The organism is Sulfitobacter sp. 1A13353 (assembly GCF_043557255.1).
GTDB classification, from domain to species: Bacteria; Pseudomonadota; Alphaproteobacteria; order Rhodobacterales; family Rhodobacteraceae; genus Sulfitobacter; species Sulfitobacter faviae.
This window is the reverse complement of record NZ_JBIFFS010000002.1, coordinates 332,338-355,127: the sequence shown is the minus strand read 5'-3', so window position 1 is coordinate 355,127 and position 22,790 is coordinate 332,338. Positions and strand designations below refer to the sequence as shown.

At 64.2% G+C, this 22,790-nt stretch carries 25 protein-coding genes and 1 other RNA gene; 14 read left to right on the top strand and 12 right to left on the bottom strand.

The genetic code is table 11. The features are described 5' to 3' along the window. Positions 1–2 precede the first annotated feature (2 nt). Together ACGYLO_RS05460 and ACGYLO_RS05455 are read right to left on the bottom strand one after the other, a co-directional pair. Entirely contained in the window at positions 3–218 is a 216-nt protein-coding gene (locus ACGYLO_RS05460; RefSeq protein WP_067267561.1) for a hypothetical protein, read from the bottom strand. A gap of 128 nt (positions 219–346) precedes the next feature. After that, a complete protein-coding gene (locus ACGYLO_RS05455; RefSeq protein WP_271693215.1) occupies positions 347–1,441 on the bottom strand; it encodes a pseudouridine synthase in 1,095 nt (364 codons plus the stop codon). 62 nt (positions 1,442–1,503) lie between these two features. Between ACGYLO_RS05455 and ACGYLO_RS05450 the strand changes: the two genes are divergently transcribed. Further along, positions 1,504–1,959, top strand: coding sequence for a nucleoside deaminase (locus ACGYLO_RS05450; RefSeq protein WP_271687970.1), 456 nt, complete (start codon positions 1,504–1,506; stop codon positions 1,957–1,959). Positions 1,960–2,129: 170 nt separating this feature from the next. Here the strand turns inward: ACGYLO_RS05450 and rpmG are convergent, their stop codons facing one another. The 6 genes from rpmG to gatC form a co-directional block, all read right to left on the bottom strand. Continuing rightward, the gene (gene rpmG, locus ACGYLO_RS05445; protein WP_007119221.1) at positions 2,130–2,297 is read right to left on the bottom strand and encodes a 50S ribosomal protein L33; all 168 of its coding nucleotides are present in this window, start codon (positions 2,295–2,297) and stop codon (positions 2,130–2,132) included. A 159-nt stretch (positions 2,298–2,456) separates the two neighbouring features. Further along, positions 2,457–2,937: RNase P RNA component class A (gene rnpB / locus ACGYLO_RS05440), an RNA gene on the bottom strand. A gap of 11 nt (positions 2,938–2,948) precedes the next feature. Next, the gene (locus ACGYLO_RS05435; protein ID WP_271687966.1) at positions 2,949–3,638 is read right to left on the bottom strand and encodes an N-acetylmuramoyl-L-alanine amidase; all 690 of its coding nucleotides are present in this window, start codon (positions 3,636–3,638) and stop codon (positions 2,949–2,951) included. Positions 3,639–3,641: 3 nt separating this feature from the next. Beyond that, positions 3,642–4,406 (bottom strand): hypothetical protein, encoded by a 765-nt coding sequence (locus ACGYLO_RS05430; protein WP_271687965.1) that lies wholly within the window; start codon positions 4,404–4,406, stop codon positions 3,642–3,644. Positions 4,407–4,443: 37 nt separating this feature from the next. Continuing rightward, positions 4,444–5,931: an Asp-tRNA(Asn)/Glu-tRNA(Gln) amidotransferase subunit GatA gene (gatA, locus tag ACGYLO_RS05425; RefSeq protein WP_271687963.1), complete on the bottom strand. Its 1,488-nt coding sequence runs from the start codon at positions 5,929–5,931 to the stop codon at positions 4,444–4,446. After that, positions 5,931–6,218, bottom strand: coding sequence for an Asp-tRNA(Asn)/Glu-tRNA(Gln) amidotransferase subunit GatC (gene gatC / locus ACGYLO_RS05420; RefSeq protein WP_209219074.1), 288 nt, complete (start codon positions 6,216–6,218; stop codon positions 5,931–5,933). Before gatC ends, gatA begins: the two co-directional genes overlap by 1 nt. 302 nt (positions 6,219–6,520) lie before the next feature. On the opposite strand from gatC, the gene ACGYLO_RS05415 reads away from it, so the two are divergent. From ACGYLO_RS05415 to ACGYLO_RS05405, 3 genes are all read left to right on the top strand, one after another. Continuing rightward, the gene (locus ACGYLO_RS05415) at positions 6,521–7,213 is read left to right on the top strand and encodes a metal-dependent hydrolase (protein WP_271687961.1); all 693 of its coding nucleotides are present in this window, start codon (positions 6,521–6,523) and stop codon (positions 7,211–7,213) included. Between the two features lie 74 nt (positions 7,214–7,287). Beyond that, positions 7,288–7,446, top strand: coding sequence for a hypothetical protein (locus ACGYLO_RS05410; protein ID WP_271687960.1), 159 nt, complete (start codon positions 7,288–7,290; stop codon positions 7,444–7,446). Positions 7,447–7,462: 16 nt separating this feature from the next. Continuing rightward, positions 7,463–8,152 (top strand): VIT family protein, encoded by a 690-nt coding sequence (locus ACGYLO_RS05405; protein ID WP_067267575.1) that lies wholly within the window; start codon positions 7,463–7,465, stop codon positions 8,150–8,152. Positions 8,153–8,215: 63 nt separating this feature from the next. Here ACGYLO_RS05405 and ACGYLO_RS05400 read toward each other — a convergent pair whose 3' ends face one another. Next, on the bottom strand, positions 8,216–8,992 hold the full coding sequence (locus ACGYLO_RS05400; RefSeq protein WP_271687958.1) for a Bax inhibitor-1/YccA family protein: 777 nt from the start codon (positions 8,990–8,992) through the stop codon (positions 8,216–8,218). 625 nt (positions 8,993–9,617) lie between these two features. Between ACGYLO_RS05400 and ACGYLO_RS05395 the strand changes: the two genes are divergently transcribed. The 4 genes from ACGYLO_RS05395 (at position 9,618) to ACGYLO_RS05380 (ending at position 12,758) form a co-directional block, all read left to right on the top strand. After that, positions 9,618–9,992, top strand: a complete 375-nt coding sequence (locus tag ACGYLO_RS05395; RefSeq protein WP_168612238.1) for a helix-turn-helix domain-containing protein — start codon at positions 9,618–9,620, stop codon at positions 9,990–9,992. Between the two features lie 80 nt (positions 9,993–10,072). Beyond that, on the top strand, positions 10,073–10,873 hold the full coding sequence (gene hisN, locus ACGYLO_RS05390; protein ID WP_271687957.1) for a histidinol-phosphatase: 801 nt from the start codon (positions 10,073–10,075) through the stop codon (positions 10,871–10,873). Positions 10,874–11,007: 134 nt separating this feature from the next. After that, entirely contained in the window at positions 11,008–12,342 is a 1,335-nt protein-coding gene (locus ACGYLO_RS05385) for an 8-oxoguanine deaminase (protein WP_271687956.1), read from the top strand. Next, positions 12,339–12,758: a CAP domain-containing protein gene (locus ACGYLO_RS05380; RefSeq protein WP_271687955.1), complete on the top strand. Its 420-nt coding sequence runs from the start codon at positions 12,339–12,341 to the stop codon at positions 12,756–12,758. Before ACGYLO_RS05385 ends, ACGYLO_RS05380 begins: the two co-directional genes overlap by 4 nt. Before the next feature lie 26 nt (positions 12,759–12,784). On the opposite strand, the gene guaD is transcribed toward ACGYLO_RS05380, so the two are convergent. Then, positions 12,785–14,086 carry a guanine deaminase gene (gene guaD, locus ACGYLO_RS05375; RefSeq protein ID WP_271687954.1) on the bottom strand — a complete coding sequence of 434 codons (1,302 nt, stop codon included), beginning with the start codon at positions 14,084–14,086 and terminating at the stop codon, positions 12,785–12,787. A gap of 122 nt (positions 14,087–14,208) precedes the next feature. On the opposite strand from guaD, the gene mgtE reads away from it, so the two are divergent. From mgtE to ACGYLO_RS05355, 4 genes are all read left to right on the top strand, one after another. Further along, a complete protein-coding gene (mgtE, locus tag ACGYLO_RS05370; RefSeq protein ID WP_271687952.1) occupies positions 14,209–15,612 on the top strand; it encodes a magnesium transporter in 1,404 nt (467 codons plus the stop codon). Continuing rightward, entirely contained in the window at positions 15,609–16,196 is a 588-nt protein-coding gene (locus ACGYLO_RS05365) for a 5-formyltetrahydrofolate cyclo-ligase (RefSeq protein WP_271687951.1), read from the top strand. Before mgtE ends, ACGYLO_RS05365 begins: the two co-directional genes overlap by 4 nt. 38 nt (positions 16,197–16,234) lie before the next feature. Then, the gene (locus tag ACGYLO_RS05360) at positions 16,235–17,047 is read left to right on the top strand and encodes a TIGR00282 family metallophosphoesterase (protein ID WP_271687950.1); all 813 of its coding nucleotides are present in this window, start codon (positions 16,235–16,237) and stop codon (positions 17,045–17,047) included. Between the two features lie 95 nt (positions 17,048–17,142). Continuing rightward, positions 17,143–18,915, top strand: coding sequence for an SLC13 family permease (locus ACGYLO_RS05355; RefSeq protein WP_271687948.1), 1,773 nt, complete (start codon positions 17,143–17,145; stop codon positions 18,913–18,915). Between the two features lies 1 nt (position 18,916). Here the strand turns inward: ACGYLO_RS05355 and ACGYLO_RS05350 are convergent, their stop codons facing one another. Then, positions 18,917–19,951 (bottom strand): hypothetical protein, encoded by a 1,035-nt coding sequence (locus tag ACGYLO_RS05350; protein WP_271687947.1) that lies wholly within the window; start codon positions 19,949–19,951, stop codon positions 18,917–18,919. 319 nt (positions 19,952–20,270) lie between these two features. Between ACGYLO_RS05350 and ACGYLO_RS05345 the strand changes: the two genes are divergently transcribed. Both ACGYLO_RS05345 and ACGYLO_RS05340 read left to right on the top strand, forming a co-directional pair. Then, positions 20,271–20,444, top strand: coding sequence for a hypothetical protein (locus ACGYLO_RS05345; RefSeq protein ID WP_394376366.1), 174 nt, complete (start codon positions 20,271–20,273; stop codon positions 20,442–20,444). Between the two features lie 756 nt (positions 20,445–21,200). Beyond that, entirely contained in the window at positions 21,201–21,788 is a 588-nt protein-coding gene (locus tag ACGYLO_RS05340) for a hypothetical protein (protein WP_394376365.1), read from the top strand. Between the two features lie 68 nt (positions 21,789–21,856). Here the strand turns inward: ACGYLO_RS05340 and ACGYLO_RS05335 are convergent, their stop codons facing one another. After that, a complete protein-coding gene (locus ACGYLO_RS05335; protein WP_295037354.1) occupies positions 21,857–22,726 on the bottom strand; it encodes a bile acid:sodium symporter family protein in 870 nt (289 codons plus the stop codon). Between the last annotated feature and the right edge of the window lie 64 nt (positions 22,727–22,790).

The window sequence follows — 22,790 nt, the reverse complement described above, 5'->3', positions numbered from 1 at the left end:
GGTCAAAGCCCTCCGAGAAAACCGCTGGTGAGCCCAAGCAGCAGCACCAGCAACGCGCCAAAGGCGATTTTCTGAAAGGTAGTTGGCGCCATCATGTTTCCCCTTTTGCTGCCCCAGATCGGGCGCAACGCCGTGCCGGCACTGTCAGCCGCACGCCCCACGAGCGAGGCTGCGCCGAGGATGATAACCACGAGCGCGGCCAAGGCCACCAAAAACATCACTATTCGCGCCATATTGCCCTTTTCTGACAGCGGTTTCGCGCTGATCTTGCCTGCCGTTCTCTATTCAACGCACGCAGGTCGGCCGCGTTCCGGAAACGCGCAGGGGCAGGTCGGGGCAGGGCCGGTCAGCGGCGGGGTTTTGGCCCCCGGCCTGTGGGTTTTGGCCCCGGTTTGCCATTCGGTCGCCCCGTCGGGCGCGCCCCCGGTTTGCCGCTTGCCTTGCCGCCTGCTTTGCCAGCCGTCTTGCCCATCGCGGCCTTGCCACGCGGTGCGTTCTTTGCCTTGCCGCCCCCACGGCGGGGCGGCGGTTCGTCGTCTTCGCCCCGTTGCACGGGCAGGCCCGGTTGGCCCGCGCCGCCGAAACCGCCGGGCTTGCGGCGCGGCGGGCGGCGCAGACCGGTGGGTTTCTTGGTGGCGGTGCCGCTGGGGTCTTCCAACTCGAGCCCCAGTTGATCGCGCACGACCTTGCGGCGCAGCTCTTCCACCTCGCCGATCTTCAATTCGCCCAGTTGGAACGGGCCGTAGGAGATGCGGATCAACCGGTTCACGGTGAGGCCCACGGCCTCCATCGCGCGGCGAATCTCGCGGTTGCGGCCTTCGCGCAGGCCGACGGTCAGCCAAGCGTTGGCCCCTTGTTGGCGGTCGAGTGTCACGTCCATCGGCTGAAAGTTCTCGCCTTCCACGGTGATGCCTTTGCGCAGCGGCTCCAGCATCTCATCGGTGGGGCGGCCATTCACCCGTGCGCGGTAGCGGCGCAGCCAGCCGGTGCTGGGCAGTTCCAGCTTGCGCTTCACCCCGCCGTCATTGGTCAGCAGCAACAGCCCTTCGGAGTTGAGGTCGAGCCGACCCACGGTCATCACGCGGGGCATATCCTCGGGCAGGGCGTCAAAGATCGTCTCGCGGCCCTTTTCATCGCGGGCGGTGGTCACCAGTCCGGCAGGCTTGTGATACAGCCACATGCGCGGCGGTTCGGGCGCGCCGACGGGGGTGTTGTCGACGGTGATCTTATCCTCTGGCGTGACGTTCAGCGCGGGCGAGGTGATCTGCTCCCCGTTCACGCGCACGCGGCCCGCTTCGATCATGCGCTCGGCCTCGCGGCGTGAGGCGATGCCCGCGCGCGACAGCACCTTGGCAATGCGGTCGCCGGTGGGGGTGCCTGCACTTGCATCGGTGTCGGGGTTTTGCGGGCCGGAGCCGGAGGGGGGCGTTTTTGCGTTCATACACTGCGCTTACCCTGTTTCACGGGCTTGCGAAAGGGTGGCGTTTGCGGCCATGTGGCGGGATGGAGTTTCGCTCGTATATGGGACAGGCCTTGGCCGAGGCCCGCGCCGCCGCCGCGCGCGGCGAAGTGCCGGTGGGGGCAGTCGTCGTCTCTCCGAAAGGGCAGATCGTTTCCGCCGCAGGCAATGAGACCCGCGCCCGCAATGACCCAACTGCCCATGCCGAGATGCTGGCCCTGCGCGCCGCCTGCGCCGCCGTCGGCTCGGAACGGCTGATCGGTCACGCGCTTTACGTCACGCTGGAGCCCTGCGCCATGTGCGCCGGTGCCATCGCCGCCGCCCGGGTGGAGCGGCTCTACTACGGCGCGGCGGACCCGAAATCAGGCGGCGTGGCGCAGGGCGCGCGGGTATTCTCGCATCCCCAATGCCACCATGTGCCGGAGGTCTTTGACGGGATCGCGGCGGGAGAGGCGGAAGAGATGCTCGTGAGGTTTTTCCGCGAGAAGAGAGGCCGCTAGCCGGGCAGCGCCGGACCGGGGATGGCATTCAGGCGTCCCAACGATTATCCGGACGCCCCGCGTCCGGATCGCGCCCGGCCCGCCCCCAGGGCGGGCGCGATCCAGCCCTGCACAATGCAAAAGGCCACGCGAAACCGCGTGGCCCTTTGAAACTCAAAAGTCAGGCGATCTTACTTGATCTTGCCTTCTTTGTATTCGACGTGCTTGCGCGCAACGGGGTCGTACTTCTTGATGACCATCTTTTCGGTCATGGTGCGTGCGTTTTTCTTGGTCACGTAGAAATGGCCTGTGCCCGCGGACGAGTTCAGGCGGATCTTGATCGTGGTTGGCTTCGCCATGTGTCTTCTCCTGCTGCAGCGCCGCGCAGGCCTGCGTGAATTCTGAATTTCGGGTTCTAGTCAGACCCGCGCCCGAGTCAACCGCTATTTGCCCGCCCGGTGCCGAAAGACGCCGGTTTCGTCGAAAAACCTGCCTTTCAGCCTCGAAAGAGCAGAAATATGCGCGGAAGGCCTATAAGCCGGATTTTGTACCTGTCCGAAAACAGGCGATGACCATTCCTCTGACCGCACCGTTGCCGATGCGGCTATAGCTGCCAACCCGGACCTGCTGGGGCAGAAGAGCCCCGCCTTTGACCCGAAGATCATCGGCGCGCGGTCCCTATTTGGCATTGCTCCCGGTGGGGCTTGCCTTGCCAGAGCTGTTGCCAGCCCCGCGGTGGGCTCTTACCCCACCGTTTCACCCTTACCCCTCGGCTGTTCCGGCAAGCCGGACCGTAGGGGCGGTTTCATTTCTGTGGCGCTTTCCGTCGGGTTGCCCCGCCCGGGCGTTACCCGGCACCGTTCCTTCTTGGAGTCCGGACTTTCCTCTACGTCGCTTTCGCCCCGCAAAAGCGACGCCACGGATGTCACACATGCGTGTGACGAGAGCGGACGTCGGTCATGCGACGCGAGTCGACGCAGCGGCCATCCAGCCTTCCGCGCAGCCCCGCCCTAGACGCCGCCGCGCGGCGCGTCAATGGGGGCGGGAAGGGCGGCGAGGTCAGCGGGGGTGAGAGGGCCGCGTCCCCATGGCCTGAAACGCAACCGCACGGCGTTTAGCAGCGTGTCATCGTCGCAAGGCGCGGTGAAGCCTGTGGCCTGCGCGGCAGCGCGGAAGGTTTCGGTGGTTACGCTGTCAGGAAGGGGGCCATCGCCCGCAGGAAGCGCCAGCCCGCGCCCTGCGAGCCGGGCCCAATCGAATCGGGGGCCGGGGTCGGTCTTGCGGCCCGGTGCCATGCAGGAATGGCCGATCACCCCTTCGGGCGGGATGCCGTGGCGGGCCAAGATGCCGGGCAGGAGGGTCTCAAGCGCCTGCATCTGTGGCTGGGAAAACGGGTGATCGCCGCGGTTGTCCAACTCGATCCCGATGGAGCGTGAGTTGATGTCCTCCAACCCCGCCCATTCGCCCGCGCCTGCATGCCAGGCGCGTTGCTCTTCCTCGACCATCTGAATGACCTCTCCGCGCCCTGAAATCAGGTAATGGGCCGAGACTTCGGCGGAGGGGTCGCACAGCCGCTCCAGCGCCGCTTGGGCGCTGGTCATGGCGGTGTAGTGCAGGACGATCAGCCGGGGGCGCAGCCCGCCGCGTCGCGGGCCACAATTGGGCGAGGGATGCGCCGTCACGTCAGGCGCGGCAGGCATCTGTCAGCCCTGTGCAGCCCGGCGGAAGGGGGTGGGGTCCCAGTCGCAGGCGAAACCATCGCCATCGGGGTCCATGCCAAGGCGGTCTTTCTCGGGGCCACCGGCCTCAAGGAAGGCGATCTGCGCTTGGTCGGCGTGGCCGTATTGCGCACAGGCGCGTTCGAACTTGCGGGCCTTGTTGAAACCGATGCGGCTATAAATCTGCTGACCGACCGACTGATTGGTTTGCAGCGCATAGGCAACGATATTCGGGCCGACATTGCGGCGCTCGGGCAGGGCCTCGGGTTGGACGACCTCATATTGCGCGCGGTTCGCGGCCACGCGGGCGGCGTCGTCTTGAATGCTGCGCTGGCCCGACACGGCGTCAAAGTTGTTCTCGTTCGAGATGCCCACGGCGTTGACCGCGGCGGGGGGCGGGTTCGACGGGCTGGCGTTCACCGGGGCCACGCCCGAGTTGGTGGCCGCGTCATTGCCCAGACCGTTGCTGGCCCCGCCCGGACGGGTCGCGGCGAGCACGCGGGCGGTTTCCGCCGCCGTCGCTTCGGGAGAACCGTCATCCAAAGGCTGGGCGGTCACCTCCGAGGCGGCGGGCATGTAGCTGCCGTCGCCCGCCAGCGCGGCATCGCGCGCGCGCTGCTCGGCCTCGAAACTGCCGTCACCAAAGCCGACACCGCGCCCGGTGTTGATGTTCCCGGAATCGGGGATCGCCGGTTGGCAGGCCGCCAAAAGACCGCCTGCCGTCATCGCTAGAAGTGTCCGTGTGATCATCTGACCCGCTCTCGCTTCTTGTTCACCGCTCTGCGGCTTACCACCATTTCTCGGGCTTGGCCACAAAACCGGCGGCCTTCTCCAGCGCATAGGCGGAGGACAGCAGTTCGGCCTCTTCCCAAGGACGCCCGATCAGCTGCAGACCCAGCGGCAAGCCGGTGGCGCTTTGGCCCGTCGGCAGCGCGACACCGGGCAATCCGGCGAGGTTCACCGTCACGGTAAAGACGTCGTTGAGATACATGGCCACCGGATCGGCGTCCTTCATCTCGCCCAAGCCGAAGGCCGCCGAGGGGGTCGCCGGGGTCAGGATGCTGTCGATGCCTTGGGCAAAGACGTCTTCGAAGTCCTTCTTGATCAACGTGCGGACCTTGCGGGCGCGGTTGTAATAGGCGTCGTAGAAACCGGCGGAGAGCACATAGGTGCCGACCATCACGCGGCGCTGAACCTCATGGCCGAAGCCCTCGGCGCGGGTTTTTTCGTACATCTCGGTGATGCCGTCGCCGTGGTCGAGCTTGGCGCGGTGGCCAAAGCGCACACCGTCATAGCGCGCAAGGTTCGACGAGGCCTCGGCGGGCGCGATGACGTAATAGGCGGGCAGGGCGTATTTCGTATGCGGCAGCGAGATGTCGACGATCTCGGCGCCCGCGTCTTTCATCATGGCGATGCCGTCGGCCCACAGCTTTTCAATCTCCTCGGGCATGCCATCCATGCGGTACTCGCGCGGGATGCCGATCTTCTTGCCGCGGATGTCCCCGGTCAGCGCTGCCTCGAAGTCCGGCACGGCCAGATCGGCGCTGGTGCTGTCCTTGGCGTCATGGCCGCACATGGCTTCCAACATGATGGCAGCGTCGCGCACTGTCTTGGTCATCGGCCCAGCTTGGTCGAGCGAGGAGGCGAAGGCCACGATGCCCCAGCGGGAGCAGCGGCCATAGGTCGGCTTGATCCCCACGGTGCCGGTGAAGGCGGCGGGCTGGCGGATTGAGCCGCCGGTGTCGGTGCCGGTGGCCGCAAGGCAGAGGTCGGCTGCCACGGCGGCAGCAGAGCCGCCCGAGGAGCCGCCGGGTGTCAGTTCTGCCGTCTCACCTTCGCGACGCCACGGGTTCACCGCGTTGCCGTACACGGACGTTTCGTTCGACGAGCCCATGGCGAATTCGTCCATGTTGAGCTTGCCCAGCATCACCGCGCCGCTGTCGCGCAGCTTTTGGCTCACGGTGCTCTCATACTCGGGCAGGAAGCCTTCAAGGATGCGGCTGCCTGCTTGGCTCGGCACGCCCTTGGTGCAGAAGAGGTCCTTGATGCCGATGGGCAGGCCGCACATGGCCGGAGCGTCGCCCTGTTTGATGCGGGCGTCGGCCTCGGCGGCCTGTTCCATCGCGATCTCTGGCGTGCGGTGCACGAAGGCGTTCAGCGCGCCTGCGCCGTCGATGGCTTGGATGCAGGCCTCGGTCAGGTCTTTCGAGGTGGTCTCACCCTTGCGCAGGGCGTCGCGGGCCTCGGCCAGGCTCAGTTTGTTCAGATCGGTCATTATTCCACCACCTTCGGCACGGCAAAGAACCCTTCACGGGCATCGGGGGCATTGGCCAGCACGCGGTCCTGCTGGTCGCCATCGGTGACCACGTCTTCGCGCCGTTTCAGGCGCTGCGGGGTCACGGAGGTCATCGGCTCGACGCCGTCGACATCCACCTCGGACAGCTGTTCGATAAAGCCAAGGATGGTGTTGAACTCTTCCGCCAGCGCCGGCAGCGCGTCGGGTTCAACCTTGATCCGGGCCAGTTTCGCCACGCGTGCGGCGGTGTTTTCGTCGATCGACATGAACATCTCCATCTCTTTGAGGCTCCTCTACCGTTTGGGGGCGGGCCTCGCAAGGGTTTGAGAGGCCCGTAACGGAGCCGGGCGGCGCCAGACCGAAGGATGGTGCTTGCGCCGAGGCAGTTGGGCAATTTATGGCCGCGGCGGTATTCGGTGATGTCGGGATGGCGTCCGGGTTGCACAAGCGCCAGCCCGTCGGGCATGCCCCCTGATTCCGGGCTAGGGTGGCATGTTCGGGGTTACTTGATTCCGCGCAGCATAGGGTCAAATCTGATGTTAGACCCACCGCAATCAGGAGGACTCCCATGAACATCATCTGGCTCGGCCACGGCTCATTCCGCATCGAGATCGAAGACCAAGTGCTGCTGATCGACCCTTGGCTCAAAGACAACCCCATGCTGGACGACGCGCACCATGCCGATGCAATCAAGGGCGCCACGCAGATCCTTGTGACCCATGGCCATTTCGACCACACGGCAGACATCGCCGACATCGCCAGCCGCACCAACGCCCCGGTCGCGGGGATGGTCGAGCTGATGGGCTGGCTGGAAAGCAAAGGCGTGCAGCAGACCACGGGCTTTAACAAAGGCGGGACGATCCGCGCGGGCGAGGTGGCGATCACCATGGTCCCGGCCTCGCATTCCTCATCGGTAGAGGGCGAGAACGGGCCGATTTACACCGGGATGGAGACCGGCTTCATGATCTCGGGCGAGGGCCATACGATCTACCATTCCGGTGATACGGCGATCATGGCGGATATGGATTGGATGGGCGACTACCACAAACCCGATATCGGCATTCTCTCGGCGGGCGGGCATTTCACGATGGACATGGCGCAGGCCGCCTATGCCGCCAAACGCTATTTCGATTTCAAGACGGTCATTCCCTGCCACTACCGGACCTTCGACACGTTGGATCAATCGGCGCAGACGCTCATCGACGGGCTTCCGGGCGTCGATGTGGTGGAACCGCAGGTGATGCAGCCGATCACCGTCTGATCCTCCTCCGCCCCCGACGCCTTGCGCGGCGGGGCGGAACGGGGGATACCTGAAGGAACTGCCGGGGGAATGCCATGTTTGCCAAATCGACTGCCGTTATCTTGCTGCTGACACTGGGGGCCTGCGCCCCGTTGAACCGGGCGGAACCCACCGGCAGTGTCGGCTTTACCGGGGTGGGCGGCGACAGGCCGGTCATCTTCCCGGCGCATCTGTTGGTGTATCAGCCGCAGTAGACGCAAGGCGGGTCAGATGCCCAAAGAAGGCCACTTCATAAACCGCAGCAACTGGCTGCGCGCCGCCGTTTTGGGGGCCAACGATGGTATCGTCTCTTCGGCCAGCCTGCTGGTCGGGGTGAGCGCGGCTGGCATGACGCAGGGCAATGTACTGCTGACGGGGCTTGCGGGGCTCACCGCCGGGGCACTTTCGATGGCGGCGGGGGAATATGTCTCGGTCTCGGCGCAGGCGGATGTGGAGAAGGCCGATCTGGAGCGCGAGCGCGTCGCCCTGATCGAAGACCCGGACTATGAACTCAGCGAACTGGCCGAAGGGCTGGAGAACCGGGGCGTGCAAAGCGACCTCGCCCTAGAGGTCGCCACCCAGATGACGGACCATGACGCCCTCGGCGCCCATGCGCGCGAAGAGTTGGGCATGTTCGGCCTCGCCGGTCAGGCCGATCCGCTACAGGCAGCGGGCGCTTCGGCATTGGCCTTTGCCTTGGGGGGCGGGCTGCCGCTGTTTGCGGCGGTTCTGGCGCCTGCGGGGCTGCGCGGCGTGACCATTGCCTTGGTGGCGCTGTTGGCGCTGATACTGCTCGGCGCGGGCGGCGCGCAACTGGGCGGTGCGCCAAAGCGGCCCGCCATCGGGCGCGTCGTGGTTTGGGGCGGTCTGGCAATGGCTGTGACGGCCGGGGTCGGACATCTGTTCGGCGCGATTGGATGAGCGGTGCCAAAGAAAAAGGCCGGCCCTTTCGGAGCCGGCCTTTCGCATCAGATGGCAGGGCGATTACTCGCGGTTGCCGAAGAGCGACAGCAACATCATGAACATGTTGATGAAGTCCAGATAGAGGCTCAGCGCGCCCATGATCGCGGCTTTGCCCAGCCACTCTGTGTCGCCGTGATGGGCGTGGGCCAGATACTCGGTCTTGATCTTCTGGGTGTCATAGGCGGTCAGACCCGCGAAAATCAAAACACCGATCGCCGAGATCGCGAACATCAGCGCCGAGGAGGCGAGGAAGATGTTGACGATCGACGCGACGACCAGACCAATCACACCCATGATCAGGAAGCTGCCCCAGCCGGAGATGTCCTTTTTCGTGGTGTAGCCCCAGAGCGACAGACCCGCGAAGGCGATGGAGGTGATCAGGAAGACCTGCGCGATGGAGTAGCCGGTGAAGACCAGAAAGATCGAGCTGATCGAGATGCCCATGACGGCGGCGAAGGCGTAGAACACAACCTGCGCCGTGGCGGCGGACATGCGGTTGATCATGGCGCCAAAGCCGAAAACAAAGGCAAGAGGCGCAAACATCACGACCCATTTCAGGGGCGAGGCGTAGAGCGCATAACCCAATTGCGTCAGGTATTTATCCTGGCTGAGCTGCGCCACGGCGGCGGAGGGGTCGGTGGTGACCGACAGGCCCGAGATGGCCCAGGCCGCGGCGAAGGTGATGAGCATGCCGATCGACATGGTGCCATACACCTTGTTCATATGAGCGCGCAGACCCTCGTCGATCGCGGAGATGCGCGACCCGGCAGCAGAGCGAATTGAATTGACGTCAGCCATTTAGTGACTCCCATTGGCAAAGTTGCGTGTCGAAACCCGGCCGACACGTTCTTGGGTCTGAATATCGGGCCTGAGGGGGCGAATTTCAAGTGTCTTGCGGGCTGATAACACGGCAATAATCGCGGGTTTTACGGGTGGGGATGTTCGGGGCATGCGCGGGGCGTCGGCTTGCCCTGCGCGCGCCTTGGACGGGACTGCCGCGAGCGGTCGATCGGCGGAAAAGCACCGATGCATTTCAAGCGGCGCGCGCGCGGGCGGCAGCCATTCCCACCGCCCCAAACACGGAAAGATGGCATTTGACGCATTCCGACGGGAACCGATTGATATTCTTCGCGTTCATCCAGCGGTTGCCGAGCGGGAAACCGACAGGCCCAAGGAAACTTGGGGATTTCACACCCGCCGGTCGCAGAGAGAGAGGGGCAGTGCACCGCCTGAGGTTGCAGTCGATACAGGGCAGGTTTTTACCATCCCGTGAAAATTCTTGGCCGAATTCAACGCAACCGCTATGATAGGAGGCAGAACTTTCGCGCAACCCCTGCGGTATCGTGCGAGGCGACGGCACACTTCGTCCTTGTTTGGAACTGAGATTGGCACGGTCGCATGTGCCCTATAAGGATTAGAGAATATGGTGCATGTGGTAGATGTACATGTAGGCAAACGTATCCGGCAGCGCCGCTGGCTGACGGGGATGACCCAGCAGAAACTGGCGGAACTGGTTGGGATCAAATTCCAGCAGATACAGAAATACGAAACCGGCGCGAACCGCGTCAGCGCATCTCGGCTGTGGGATATCGCCGATGCGCTTGGGGTGCCTGTGTCCTTCTTTTTCGAAGGGTTGAAGGATGAGGAGGTCGCCGAAGGCGCGCCGATGGACGGGCTGCCTGCTGATCTGATGGCCGACAAGGAGGCGATGGAACTGGTGCGCTCTTACTACGCCATCCCCGAGAACCAGCGCCGCCGGTTGTTTGAACTGGCCCGCGTCTTGAGCGACGTGGCCTGAGCCTGCCCGCCCGCGTCTGGACGCGGCTCTAACGCACTGACAGGCTTGCGCAAAGGGGCGCAAACTGTCAGGTCTTCGCCATGATGAACACCAGTGACTTCGATCCCGATATCCGCCGCGTTGCCCATCTGATGGCGGATGCGGCGCGGCAGGTGATCCTGCCCTATTTCCGCAGGCTCGATTTGCAGGCCGACAACAAGCTCGGCACGGGTTTCGATCCGGTGACCGAGGCCGACCGCGCCGCCGAACGGGCGATGCGCGATATCTTGGCGGCGGAGCGGCCCGCGGATGGTATTCTGGGTGAGGAATATGGCGCGCAGCCCGGCACATCGGGGCTGACTTGGGTGCTCGACCCCATCGACGGGACGCGCGGCTTTCTCAGCGGTACACCGACTTGGGGCGTGCTGATCGCGGTCTCCGACGCCTCGGGGCCGTTCTATGGCATCATTGACCAGCCCTATATCGGGGAGCGGTTCGAGGGGGCGCCGGATGGCGCGCTGTTGACCGGGCCCCACGGCAGCCACCCTTTGCAGACCCGTGCGGCGCGAGACCTGCGGCAGGCCATCGTTTTCACCACATTCCCCGAGGTCGGCAGCAGCGAGGAGGGCAGCGCCTTTCGCGCCGTCGCCTCGCAGGCGTTGCTGACTCGCTATGGCATGGATTGTTATGCCTATGCGTTGGTCGCGGCGGGGCAGGTCGATCTGGTGATCGAAGCGGGGCTGAACGCCTATGACATTCAAGCGCCGATCGCGGTGATCCAAGCCGCCGGGGGCATCGTCACCGATTGGCAGGGCAACCCGGTGCATGAAGGGGGCAGGGCGCTGGCCGCGGCCAACCGCGACATCCACGCCCAAGCGCTTGCGGTCCTTTCCGCCTATTGATCCAATTGTCGGGAAAGCCCGGATTGACCGGCCCCGGCGGGATGCGATAAATCCCGCAGAAGGTCGGTTCTCTCGCCCGTTTTCCACCGATCACACACGCTTTGCATGAGACGGGCATAGCGAAAGTGTGACCTATGGCAGAGACCCTCATCCGCGGCGCGGATTACCTTATCACGATGGACGACACCCGGCGGGAGCTTGCGGGCGCGGACCTGTTGCTGCGCGACGGCGTGATTGCCGAGATCGGGCAGGGCCTTTGGACAGAGGGTGAGATTGTCGAGGCGAAGGGCTGTGTCGTCACACCGGGTCTCGTGAATACCCATCACCATCTTTACCAAAGCATGACCCGCGCCGTGCCGGGGGCGCAGGATGCGCTGCTCTTTGGCTGGCTGCAACGGCTCTACCCGATCTGGGCGCGCATGGGGCCAGAGCATATGTTCGTCTCGGCCCAGATCGGGCTGGCGGAATTGGCACTCTCGGGCTGTAGCCTGAGTTCGGACCACCTTTATCTCTACCCAAACGGCGTGCGGTTGGAGGATACGATCCACGCCGCCGCCGAACTTGGGCTGCGCTTTCACCCCACCCGCGGCTCGATGAGCATCGGCGAAAGCGATGGCGGCCTGCCGCCCGATGCACTGGTGGAGCGCGAGGCGGCCATTTTGGAAGACTGCATTCGCGTGGTCGACGCCTTTCACGACCCCACCGAAGGGGCGATGTGCCGCGTCGGATTGGCACCCTGTTCGCCCTTTTCGGTCAGCCGCGAATTGATGCGCGACACGGCGCTGCTGGCGCGCGACAAGGGCGTGATGCTGCACACCCATCTGGCCGAGAATGCCGAGGATGTCGCCTATTCGCAGGAGAAATTTGGCTGCCGCCCGGGGGAATATGCCGAAAGCCTCGGCTGGCTCGGCGACGACGTTTGGCACGCCCATTGCGTGCAGTTGGATGGGGCCGAGATCGACCTTTTCGCCCGAACCCGCACCGGGGTTGCGCATTGTCCCTGCTCGAACTGTCGCCTCGGCTCGGGCATCGCGCCGGTGCGGGCGATGCTGGACGCGGGCGTTCCGCTGGGGCTGGGCGTCGATGGCTCGGCCAGCAACGACAGCGGCAATCTGGCCGCCGAGGCGCGGCAGGCGATGCTGTTGCAGCGGGTGGCCCGCGGGGCCGACGCGATGAGCCCGCGCGCGGCGCTCGAACTGGCCACGCGGGGCGGTGCGGATGTGCTGGGGCGGCCTGACTGCGGGCGGCTGATGCCCGGCAAACGGGCCGATGTGGCGATCTGGGATGTTTCGGGCGTGCACAGTGCGGGCAGTTGGGACCCGGCTGCGCTGCTTCTTGCCGGTCCAACAGCGGTGCGCGACCTTTTCGTTGAAGGCCGACAGGTGGTGCGCGATGGTCAGATCACCACCATCGACTTGGCCGCTCAGGTGGCGCGGCAGAATGATTTGGCGAAAGGCTTGGCTGGATGAAGCCGGTTTTACTCTCGATACTGATACTGGCGGGGATGCCCGCTTTGGCCGATCCGATGGGATTGGACAGGGTGAACGCCCTGCGCGATGTGAAGGGGTTGCAGCCCCTGAGCTATGATAGCCGTTTGGAACAGGCGGCAAAGGACCACGCCCGCGACATGGCCACGCATGACTATTTCAGCCACCAAGGCCGCGATGGCACCGATGTTGGCCGCCGCGCGGCGGTGGCGGGCTATGAATGGTGTTTCGTGGCCGAGAATATCGCCAAGGGGCAGCAATCGCTTGATGAGGTCATGACCGGCTGGACCAACTCGCCGGGGCATTACCGCAATATGGTCGACGCCCGGGCCGAGGAGATGGGGCTGGTCCGTGCCGATGACGCGGTTTGGGTTATGGTGCTGGGCGCGCCCTGCTGATCCCAGCCATAGGCGGGGGGGGGGCGTTACGCCGTGCCGCCCTGCCGTGCGCCCGCCACCCAAACATCCGCGATCGCGCGGTCGTCGCCCATCATGATCGTGGCGAAAAGGCTTTCCCAGATGTCCTTGGCCGCGGCATGACGCTGCGCGATGGCGGGGGTGGAGTCGAGCGACAGCACGGTGATGTCGGCCTCCATCCCTTCGGCCAGTGAACCCACATGATCTTGTAAATGCAGGCTGCGGGCCGAGCCTGCGGTGGCCAGCCAAATGAGCTGTGCCGCATGCAGCGGCGTGCCGCGCAATTGGCCGACCTCATAGGCCGCCGCCATGGTGCGCAGCATCGAAAAGGATGAGCCGCCGCCGGTATCCGTTGCCAGCGCCAGCGGGATGCCCCGCGCGGCAAGGCCGGTCATGTCGAACAGCCCCGAGCCGATGAAGGTGTTTGAGGTTGGGCAATGCACCAGCGCGCCGCCGACCTCCGCCAGCCGGTCAATCTCGCGCGGTTCCAGATGGATCGCATGGCCGTAGAGGCCGCGTTCGCCCAGCAGGCCATGGGCCTCATAGGTATCAAGGTAGTCGCGCGCCTCTGGGAACAGGTCACGGACCCATTCGATCTCATCCGTTTGCTCGCTGAGGTGGGTCTGCATCAGGCAGGTCGGATGCTCTGCCCAAAGCGCGCCGAGGGCGGAAAGCTGCTCGGGCGTGGAGGTGGGTGAGAAACGTGGCGTGATCGCATAGGTGGCGCGGCCCTTGCCATGCCAGCGCTCGATCAGCGCTTTGCTGTCGTCATAGGCCGATTGCACCGTGTCGCGCAGCCCCTCGGGTGCGTTGCGGTCCATGCAGGTCTTGCCCGCGACGATCCGCTGGCCGCGTTCTTCCGCCGCCTGAAACAGCGCGTCGGCGCTATGGGGGTGGATGGTGCAATAAGACGCGACCGTGGTGGTGCCATGGGCCAGCGTCAGGTCCAGATAGCGCGCGGCAATCTCGCCCGCGTAGGCGGGATCCGACAGGCGCATCTCTTCGGGGAAAGTATAGGTGTTCAGCCAGTCGATCAGCCGCTTGCCCCATGAGGCGATGATCGCGGTCTGCGGGTAGTGCACATGGGCATCGACAAAACCCGGGCAGATCAGCGCATCGGCGTAGCGCGTCACCTCGGCCTGCGGATGCGCGGCGCGCAGCGCGTCCCCCTTGCCGACGGCGGCGATCCTGCCGTTTTCGATCAGCACACCGCCTTGGGTGTCGATCTTCACGGCATCCTCCCAAGCGCTTTGCATCGGGTTGCCGGAATAGGTGAGCGTCGCGCCCAAAAGGAGTCGTTGATTTGTCATGCCAGTGGTTTAGGTGAGGGCGGGACGGGGAACAATACCGAAGCGTCGCTGGTGCCGTTGTACCGGCTTGGGCGCTCGCATATCATCCTTCCCAACAAAGGCGCAGAGACGGAGAGCAGCGGATGTCAGAGCAGATTGAAGAGCTGGATCCGGCGGCCTCCCCTGAAGAGCGTGCCGAGGCCTATGTGCTGGACCGCAAAGCGGTGGCCGCGATCCTTGAGGCGGTGGAGGCCAATGATCAGGCCCATCTGACCCAACTGATGGAACCGCTGCACGCGGCGGATATCGCTGACCTTCTTGAGCAGATCGACGAAGACGACCGCGCTGCGCTGATCCGGCTTTACGGGCAGGAATTCGACGGGGAGATCCTGTCGGAACTCGACGAGTCGGTCCGCGAGGAAGTCATCAGCATCCTGACGCCGCAGGTCTTGACCCAAGCGGTGCGCGAGCTGGACAGCGACGATGTGGTCGACCTGATCGAGGATCTGGAAGACGCGCAGCAGGAAACCATCCTCGACGCGCTGGAAGAGACCGACCGCGTCGCGGTGGAACAGGCGCTGAACTGGCCCGAATATTCTGCCGGCCGTCTGATGCAGCGCGAGGTTGTCATGGCGCCAGAGCATTGGACGGTGGGTCAAGCCATCGACCATCTGCGCGCCACCAAGGAAGAAGACCTGCCGGATCAGTTTTATCACATCGTCATGGTCGACCCGCGCCTGCATCCGGTGGGCAATGTGACCTTAGGCAAGCTCATGCGCTCGCGCCGAGAGACGCGGCTGGCGGATATTCTGGAAGAGACCTTTCAGATTATCCCCGCCATGCGCGATGAGGGCGATGTGGCCTATGCCTTCAACCAGTACCACCTGATCTCGGCCCCCGTGGTCGATGAAGAGGGGCGGCTCATCGGTGTCATCACCATCGACGACGCCATGGCGGTGCTCGACGAAGAACACGAAGAAGACATTCTGCGACTGGCGGGTGTGGGCGAGGGGTCGCTCTCTGACCGGGTGACGGAGACGACGAAGCAGCGGCTGCCGTGGCTGGCGGTGAACCTTGTGACGGCGATTGCGGCTTCGGTGGTGATCTCGCAATTCGAGGCGGCGATTGCGCAGATCGTGGCGCTGGCCGTGTTGATGCCGATTGTGGCCTCCATGGGCGGCAACGCGGGCACGCAGAGTTTGACGGTGGCGGTGCGCGCCATCGCGACCAAAGACCTTACCGGCTCAAACGTCTGGCGGGTGATCCGGCGCGAGGTCTTGGTGGGGCTGGTCAACGGGCTGATATTTGCGGTGATCATGGGCATTGTCGGCGTGCTCTGGTTCGGCTCGCCGGGGCTGGGCTATGTCATCGCCACGGCGATGGTGATCAACCTCGTGGTGGCGGGGCTTGCGGGCACCGGCATCCCGATCTTGCTGGAGCGGTTCGGGGTGGACCCGGCGCTTGCCTCAGGCGCGTTTGTGACGACGGTGACGGATGTGGTGGGCTTCTTCGCCTTCCTCGGCCTTGCCGCCATGGTGCTGTTGTGAGCGATTGCGCCGCCCGGAAGGCCGAGGCGCGCAAGGCGGCCTTTGCCCGCCGTAAGCCCTTGTTCGATCAAGCGAATGCCGCGCAGGCAGGGTATCTTTCCGAGGTTCTGGCGGGCTACCGCGGCGTACCGCTGTCGGGTTTCATGCCGATCCGAACGGAGATTGATCCACGCCCCGCCATGGCCGAAGCCTGCGCCCATGGTCCCGTCGGCGTGCCGGTGATCAAAAAGCCGAACCACCCGCTGTCCTTTGCCCGTTGGACCCCCGAGACTGCGATGGTGCCGGGCACCTTTGGCGCGATGATCCCCGCTGAGCCCGATTTCTTCGAGCCTGAGATCGTGATCGTGCCGCTTTTGGCCTTCAACCGCGCAGGCGGGCGGCTGGGCTATGGCGGCGGGTTCTATGACCGTACGCTGGCGATGCTGCGCGCGCGGCGGGCCACGCTGGCCATTGGCTTTGCTTTCGCGGGGCAGGAGTGGGACGATATCCCGCTGGAAGACACCGACGCGCCGCTCGATCTGATCGTGACCGAAGCCGGGGTGATCGAGGTGACGCAGGGCCAACCTCCGTCCCACGCGGAATAAGGGTTGCCGCCAAGCCGCCCGCGTCCTAGTCCATGGGCATGAAGATTTTGTTTCTTGGCGATGTGATGGGCCGGGCCGGACGGCGGGCGATCACCGAAAATCTGGCGCGGCTGCGGCGCGACTGGAAGCTCGATTTCATTGTGGTCAACGGCGAGAATGCGACCGGCGGCATGGGGCTTTCGGGCGCACATGCCAAGACGCTGCTCGATGCTGGGGCCGATTGTCTGACCCTTGGCGATCACGCTTTCGACCAGAAAGACATGCTCAGCTTTATCGAGCAGGAGCCGCGCGTCATCCGGCCGCTGAACTTCTCCAAATCCGCGCCGGGCAAGGGGGCTAAACTCTTTACCACGCAGAACGGGAAGAAGGTTCTGGTCACCCAAGCGCTCGGGCAGGTCTTTATGAAGCGCCCTTTCGACGATCCCTTCTCGGCGCTGGAGCCGGTGCTGAAAACCCATCCTTTGGGCGGCATGGCGCAGGCGATCATCGTCGATATGCACTGCGAAGCCACGAGTGAGAAGATGGCCATGGGCCATTGGTGCGACGGGCGGGCGAGCCTTGTGGTCGGCACCCATACCCATGTGCCCACGGCGGATGCGATGATCCTGCCGGGCGGGACGGGCTACCTGAGCGATGCTGGCATGTGCGGCGATTATCATTCGGTGATCGGCATGGATAAGGCCGAGCCGCTGCGCCGTTTCATCACCGGCATGCCGCGCGAACGTTTCACTCCCGCCAATGGCGAGGCGACCCTGTCGGGCGTCTATATCGAGACTGACGACCGCACAGGCCGCGCCGCGCGGATCGTCCCGGTGCGTGAGGGCGGTGCCCTTCAGGCCAGCGCCCCTTAAGACCGGCAAGGCGCGGCCCCATGCGTCGCGCTTGCACCGAGGGCGGCAATCGGCGTAACTGGACAACGGCCTTTTGCCCGAATGACAGGTTCTTGATGGAATTTTTCAGCTTCTCTCCGATGGAGACGGCGGTGCTGACCCTCGTGGTCGTCGGCATGATGTTCGTGCTTTTCCTGCGCGAAGCCTTTCCGACCGAAGTCGTCGCCATCGCCGGGGCGGCCTTGCTGCTGGCGCTTGGCGTGCTGCCCTATGACGACGCGCTTGAGGTGCTTTCAAACCCCGCGCCTTGGACCATTGCGGCGATGTTCATCATCATGGGGGCCTTGGTCCGCACCGGGGCGCTGGATGTTCTGACGCGACTGGCCGAACGTTCGGCCAAGACGCATCCTAAAACGGCGGTGGCGGGGGTGATCCTGTCGGTCATGGCGGCCAGTGCGATCATGAACAACACGCCTGTGGTGGTGGTGATGATCCCGGTGGTGGTGCAACTGACCCGCACACTGAACACCAAAGCCTCCAAGCTGCTGATTCCGCTCAGCTATGCCGCGATCATGGGTGGCTCTCTGACGCTGATCGGCACCTCGACCAACCTCTTGGTCGATGGTGTGGCGCGGTCGCAGGGCATGGCCCCTTTCGGCATTTTCGAGATCCTGCCCGCGGGCCTTGTGGTCTGCGCTTGGGGCTTGCTTTACATGCTGCTCTTCGCCGACCGGCTGCTGCCCGCGCGCGACAGCATGGCGAATATGCTCTCTGACCGCTCCAAGATGAAATTCTTTACCGAGGCTGTGATTCCGCCCGAAAGCAACCTGATTGGCCGTGAAGTGCTGGACGTGCAGCTTTTCAAACGCGAGGGCGTGCGGTTGATCGACGTGGTGCGGGGCGACGACTCGCTGCGCCGCAACCTTAAAGGGGTCGCGCTTCAGGTCGGCGACCGTGTCGTGCTGCGCACCCAGATGACCGAGCTTCTCAGTCTGCAAAACAACAAGGAACTCCGCCGGGTCGACCAGCTTTCGGCAGTGGAGACCACGACCGTCGAGGTGCTGATCACCCCCGGTTGCCGGATGGTGGGGCGCAGCTTGGGCTCAATGCGGCTGCGGCGGCGCTATGGGGTCTATCCGCTGGCGGTGCATCGGCGGAACCAGAACATCGGCCAGCAGCTTGACCAATTGATCGTCAAGGTCGGCGATACGCTGCTACTGGAAGGGGCTGCCGAAGACATCCAGCGGCTGGCAAGCGAGATGAACCTTGTCGACGTGACCCAACCTTCGGCCCGGGCGTTCCGCCGGGGTCATGCGCCGATCGCCATCGCCGCCCTCGTGGGGATCGTGGCGCTGGCGGCCTTCAACGTGGCGCCGATCCTCCTGCTGGCCGTGATCGCCGTGGCCGTGGTGCTGGTGACGGGCTGTATCGACGCGGAGGAGGCTTTCTCTTTCGTCGAGGGGCGCTTGCTGGCGCTGATCTTTGCCATGTTGGCGGTTGGCGCGGCCTTGCAGAACTCCGGCGCGATCACGCTGATCGTCGACAATATCGCGCCGGGGCTGGCGCAATTGCCACCGTTTTTCATCATCTGGGCGGTGTTCCTGCTGACCACCATCCTGACCGAGATCGTCAGCAACAATGCTGTGGCGGTGATTATGACGCCGATTGCCATCAGCCTCAGCACCGCGCTTGGCATGGACCCGCGCCCGCTGGTGGTGGCGGTGATGATCGCGGCCTCCTGCGCCTTTGCCACGCCCATCGGCTATCAGACCAACACGCTGGTTTACGGGCCGGGGGGCTATCGTTTCACCGATTTCATGCGCATCGGGATCCCGCTGAACCTGAGCATGTCGGTGCTGGTCAGCGCGGTGATCCCGCTCATCTGGTAGCTTAGGCGCTGCGCGGCACGTCGGACTGGGCGACGATTGCGTCAAAGCCCGCTTGTGCCTCAAGGAAGTTACGGGTCAGCGGGGCGGTGAGTTCGGATTGGTCCGAGAAATAGGCCCCGACCCGACAGATATGCGCCGCGAATTCAGGATGCACCCCGGCGTCGTCATAGCGTCGGATGCGGTCCTTGCTCAGCCAGCCGCGCTTCTTGGCCTCTTTGCTGATCAGTTTGAGCCGCTGCACCGCATGGAAGGTCAGGTAGACCGAGAGGTAATCGAGGTAGTCGGGCAGGGCGATGCCGCAGGTCGGATCGAAGGCGTCGATCACCACGTCAACCATATCCGGCGGGGCGATGGGCCATGCCTCATCCCCGATCAGCCAAGCGATGTCTTCGGCCCCGTGGCGCAGACCGGCATATTCAAAGTCGAACCAGCGCAGCTTGTCATCCGCCCCAATCGCGGCATTGCCTGAGCGGCAGTCCCATTTGACGAATTGCCGCGCCGGGGCGTTGATGCGCTCATAGGCGGCGGTGCGGTCGAACTGGTCCGAGATGCCGTCGCCGAGGTCTTTCAGAAAATCCACCGCATCGACAAAGTTCAGCACCCAGTCGCGGTTGTTGCCCAGATGCGGCATGATCGCGTTCAACTCGGTCTGGCGCGCGGCGCCGTGGATGCGGAAGATGGCTGAGACGGCCTCGGCTGCGAGGTCAAGCTGTTCGGCGCGTTCCACCCGCGCGATCTCGACGTTGAGGCGGCGCTTGCCGACGTCGGATTGGAACATGATCTCTCCCACAACGCCCAGACATTCGGGCAGGTCGCTGCAGTGGCGGCCAAGCTCGGTCAGCACATGGGCTTCGAGATGGGTGCGGCGGAAGTTCGGGCGCAGGGTGGCGATCACCGTGCGGTCGGTCAGATGCAGCCGAAAGCTCGACCGGTTTTCGCCGCCCGGGGCCGATACCCGCGCCACATCTTGCCCGAAATGCTTGCGCGCCGCCGCGACGATCTGGGCCTGAGCGCTTTGTTCCTTGGGTCGTGCCATGAGGCCTCCGCTGGTGTTTTCGCCTGTCTAGGTCGGCTGGCTGACGAGGGTACGGCGGGTTTTGGGCAAAACAAAGGCAATTTCCACCTATCCCGGCGGGAGTGATTCGCACCCCATCAGCGCATTTGACCTATACGAAAGAACAATGCCCGCTCGGGGTATCTCACTGTTTCGATTTATCGTGCTTTGTTGGCCTAATTTACCCGAAAAATGGAAAGAATTTGGCGGAAATAGGTGCCGCTGCTAGGTTCACAGGTCAGTGGGGGATGCGGCGCTGCAAAGCGGCCGCGGCTGCAAATGCATATGAGGGATTGGCGTCATGGGTTACAGATTCTCAAAGGGTTGGAACAGCAAGGACAATAGCTGGTCCACTGGCGGTGAAGCGGGCAGCGGTTGCGATGCCAGCGGAACGAAGTCCTATCACAACGGCGGGGTAGAGGGCTCCTCCTTCGCGAAGTGGTATGACAAGCACTTGGCCGAGAAGTTCGACTGAAACGATGACGGCAAAGGCTTTGGTTCGGGTGGGACCAAGGGTTCCGGTTCTGGCGGCACGAAAGGTTCCGGCTCGGGTGGTACAAAGGGTTCCGGTTCGGGTGGCACGAAGGGGTCTGGCTCTGGCGGCACGAAAGGCTCCGGCTCGGGTGGCACCAAGGGTTCCGGCTCCGGTGGAACGAAGGGTTCCGGCTCTGGCGGCACGAAAGGCTCCGGCTCCGGTGGCACAAAAGGTTCCGGTTCTGGCGGCACGAAGGGCTCCGGCTCGGGTGGGACCAAGGGTTCCGGCTCTGGCGGTACGAAAGGCTCCGGTTCTGGCGGTACGAAGGGTTCCGGCTCGGGTGGCACCAAGGGTTCCGGCTCCGGTGGCACCAAGGGCTCCGGTTCTGGCGGTACGAAGGGCTCCGGCTCGGGTGGCACTAAGGGTTCCGGTTCTGGTGGCACGAAGGGCTCCGGTTCCGGTGGCACCAAGGGTTCCGGTTCCGGCGGTACGAAAGGCTCCGGTTCTGGTGGCACCAAGGGCTCCGGTTCTGGCGGCACGAAGGGCTCCGGTTCTGGCGGCACGAAGGGCTCCGGTTCTGGTGGCACCAAGGGCTCCGGTTCTGGTGGCACCAAGGGTTCCGGTTCTGGCGGTACGAAAGGCTCCGGCTCTGGCGGCACCAAAGGTTCCGGCTCTTGCGGCACTAAGGGGTCTGGTTCGGGTGGTACGCAAGGGGGTCATACCGGTGGCGACGATAAGTCCGTTCTTAATTTCCTGATGGGAGAGAGTGGGGAGATCACAATCGCCGTCACGGAAACGCCGGAGGGGCAGTTGCACTTCAACCTCTCGCCCACTGATCCCGAAGCGGAATCCCACGCTGACATCAACGGGCTTTTCTTCAATGTGACTGATGGCAGCGCAATCGAAGAACTGAACTTCTTCCCTGATGTGAACGCCGAAGGCTATCACCTGACGGATGTGAAGGCCGCGGATGACGGTGTCGACGGTTTCGACGATGGTCCCCAAGCGGGAGGCAGCTTCGATGTGGGTCTGCAGTTCGGCACGACCGCTGACAGTTCCGATGGTGAAGTCCCAAGCACGAACTTCACCCTATGGACCTATCCCGGCTCGTTGTCTTTTGAAGATATCGATCTGAGCGGCATGCGTGTTGTGGTGGACTCGGATGAGAGCGGCGGCGAGGTGCTTGAGGTGTCCGGTATGGTCGATCCTGACATGGAGGACTCCGATGCCGATACCTCCGACCCCGCGAGCGCCCTCATGGACGCGCTGACCCTCACTTCCGTGCCGGAGGAGGAAGACGAAGGGGGCGACACCTGCGAGGATGACGCCTTCGACATGGCCTGAGGGGCCGTCAGTCTAAAAACGAAAGGCGCGTCCCTCGGGGCGCGCCTTTTGCTTGGCGGGCGTCGCCCTCAGCGTCCGCGCATCCAAAGGACGAAGGGCAGGGCCACCAGATACATCGTGATGCCATAGACCGCCGAGGGCAGAGCATAGGCGCTGAATCCCGACGCTTGGCCCGAGATCAATCCGGCGAGGGTGATGCCAAGCGTCGCGTTCTGGATGCCCACTTCGATCGAGATCGTCTTGCGGGTCTGCCATGCCAGCCCGGCCGCGGCGGCAATGCCCAGCCCTAGCAACATCAGCGCCGCGTTCATGCTAATAAGCGCGGGACCAAGCCGGGCGAGGTTCTCGGTGAAAACGCTCCAATTTCCGGCCAATGCGGCGAGGACAATCAGCACGAAGAGCAGCGCGGCGAGGGCGGAGAGGCCCGGTTCGATCCGCGCGGCAAAGCCGGGGGCGAGGTGGCGCAGGGCAAGCCCAAGCGCCACGGGCAGGGTGGTGATCACGAACATCGCCACCGCCAGCGCCGCGACCGAAACATCCGGCGCGGCATCGCCCATGAAATGCCGCACAGCGATGGCGGTGAAGACCGGCACGGTCAAGATGCTCAGAAGCGAGACCACCGCCGTCAAAGTCACCGAAAGCGCCACATCGCCCCGCGCGAATTTGCTGATCATATTCGAGGTCACGCCGCCCGGGCAGAAGGAGAGGATCATCAGCCCGACGGCCAGTTCTCCGCGCAGGCCAAAGGCCATGGCCACCGCCCATGCGGCAGCGGGCACCAACACCACTTGGCAAAGCGCGCCCAAGGCAAAGGCGCGCGGGTATTTCGCCACGCGGGTGAAGTCTGAAACCGTGAGGCCCACGCCCAGCGACAGCATGATGATCGCCAATGACAGCGGCAGTACGACGTTGATCAGAATGTCCATTTGTCCCCCCAAAGCTGGAAATCAGCCTAGGGGCGGCAAATGCGTTCTGGCAAGCCTCACGCGCGGGGATGCCGGG

What these genes read in the sequence shown, in the direction of transcription:
- ACGYLO_RS05435 (WP_271687966.1), bottom strand. Translation starts at nt 3,638, where the DNA reads ATGCCTGCCGCGCCTGACGTGACGGCGCATCCCTCGCCCAATTGTGGC.
- ACGYLO_RS05410 (WP_271687960.1), top strand. Translation starts at nt 7,288, where the DNA reads ATGTTTGCCAAATCGACTGCCGTTATCTTGCTGCTGACACTGGGGGCC.
- hisN (WP_271687957.1), top strand. Translation starts at nt 10,073, where the DNA reads ATGATGAACACCAGTGACTTCGATCCCGATATCCGCCGCGTTGCCCAT.
- ACGYLO_RS05345 (WP_394376366.1), top strand. Translation starts at nt 20,271, where the DNA reads ATGGGTTACAGATTCTCAAAGGGTTGGAACAGCAAGGACAATAGCTGG.
- ACGYLO_RS05350 (WP_271687947.1), bottom strand. Translation starts at nt 19,951, where the DNA reads ATGGCACGACCCAAGGAACAAAGCGCTCAGGCCCAGATCGTCGCGGCG.
- rpmG (WP_007119221.1), bottom strand. Translation starts at nt 2,297, where the DNA reads ATGGCGAAGCCAACCACGATCAAGATCCGCCTGAACTCGTCCGCGGGC.
- ACGYLO_RS05455 (WP_271693215.1), bottom strand. Translation starts at nt 1,441, where the DNA reads ATGAACGCAAAAACGCCCCCCTCCGGCTCCGGCCCGCAAAACCCCGAC.
- gatA (WP_271687963.1), bottom strand. Translation starts at nt 5,931, where the DNA reads ATGACCGATCTGAACAAACTGAGCCTGGCCGAGGCCCGCGACGCCCTG.
- ACGYLO_RS05340 (WP_394376365.1), top strand. Translation starts at nt 21,201, where the DNA reads ATGGGAGAGAGTGGGGAGATCACAATCGCCGTCACGGAAACGCCGGAG.
- ACGYLO_RS05380 (WP_271687955.1), top strand. Translation starts at nt 12,339, where the DNA reads ATGAAGCCGGTTTTACTCTCGATACTGATACTGGCGGGGATGCCCGCT.
- guaD (WP_271687954.1), bottom strand. Translation starts at nt 14,086, where the DNA reads ATGACAAATCAACGACTCCTTTTGGGCGCGACGCTCACCTATTCCGGC.
- ACGYLO_RS05405 (WP_067267575.1), top strand. Translation starts at nt 7,463, where the DNA reads ATGCCCAAAGAAGGCCACTTCATAAACCGCAGCAACTGGCTGCGCGCC.
- ACGYLO_RS05430 (WP_271687965.1), bottom strand. Translation starts at nt 4,406, where the DNA reads ATGATCACACGGACACTTCTAGCGATGACGGCAGGCGGTCTTTTGGCG.
- ACGYLO_RS05360 (WP_271687950.1), top strand. Translation starts at nt 16,235, where the DNA reads ATGAAGATTTTGTTTCTTGGCGATGTGATGGGCCGGGCCGGACGGCGG.
- ACGYLO_RS05400 (WP_271687958.1), bottom strand. Translation starts at nt 8,992, where the DNA reads ATGGCTGACGTCAATTCAATTCGCTCTGCTGCCGGGTCGCGCATCTCC.
- mgtE (WP_271687952.1), top strand. Translation starts at nt 14,209, where the DNA reads ATGTCAGAGCAGATTGAAGAGCTGGATCCGGCGGCCTCCCCTGAAGAG.
- ACGYLO_RS05415 (WP_271687961.1), top strand. Translation starts at nt 6,521, where the DNA reads ATGAACATCATCTGGCTCGGCCACGGCTCATTCCGCATCGAGATCGAA.
- ACGYLO_RS05395 (WP_168612238.1), top strand. Translation starts at nt 9,618, where the DNA reads ATGGTGCATGTGGTAGATGTACATGTAGGCAAACGTATCCGGCAGCGC.
- ACGYLO_RS05450 (WP_271687970.1), top strand. Translation starts at nt 1,504, where the DNA reads ATGGAGTTTCGCTCGTATATGGGACAGGCCTTGGCCGAGGCCCGCGCC.
- ACGYLO_RS05460 (WP_067267561.1), bottom strand. Translation starts at nt 218, where the DNA reads ATGTTTTTGGTGGCCTTGGCCGCGCTCGTGGTTATCATCCTCGGCGCA.
- ACGYLO_RS05385 (WP_271687956.1), top strand. Translation starts at nt 11,008, where the DNA reads ATGGCAGAGACCCTCATCCGCGGCGCGGATTACCTTATCACGATGGAC.
- ACGYLO_RS05355 (WP_271687948.1), top strand. Translation starts at nt 17,143, where the DNA reads ATGGAATTTTTCAGCTTCTCTCCGATGGAGACGGCGGTGCTGACCCTC.
- gatC (WP_209219074.1), bottom strand. Translation starts at nt 6,218, where the DNA reads ATGTCGATCGACGAAAACACCGCCGCACGCGTGGCGAAACTGGCCCGG.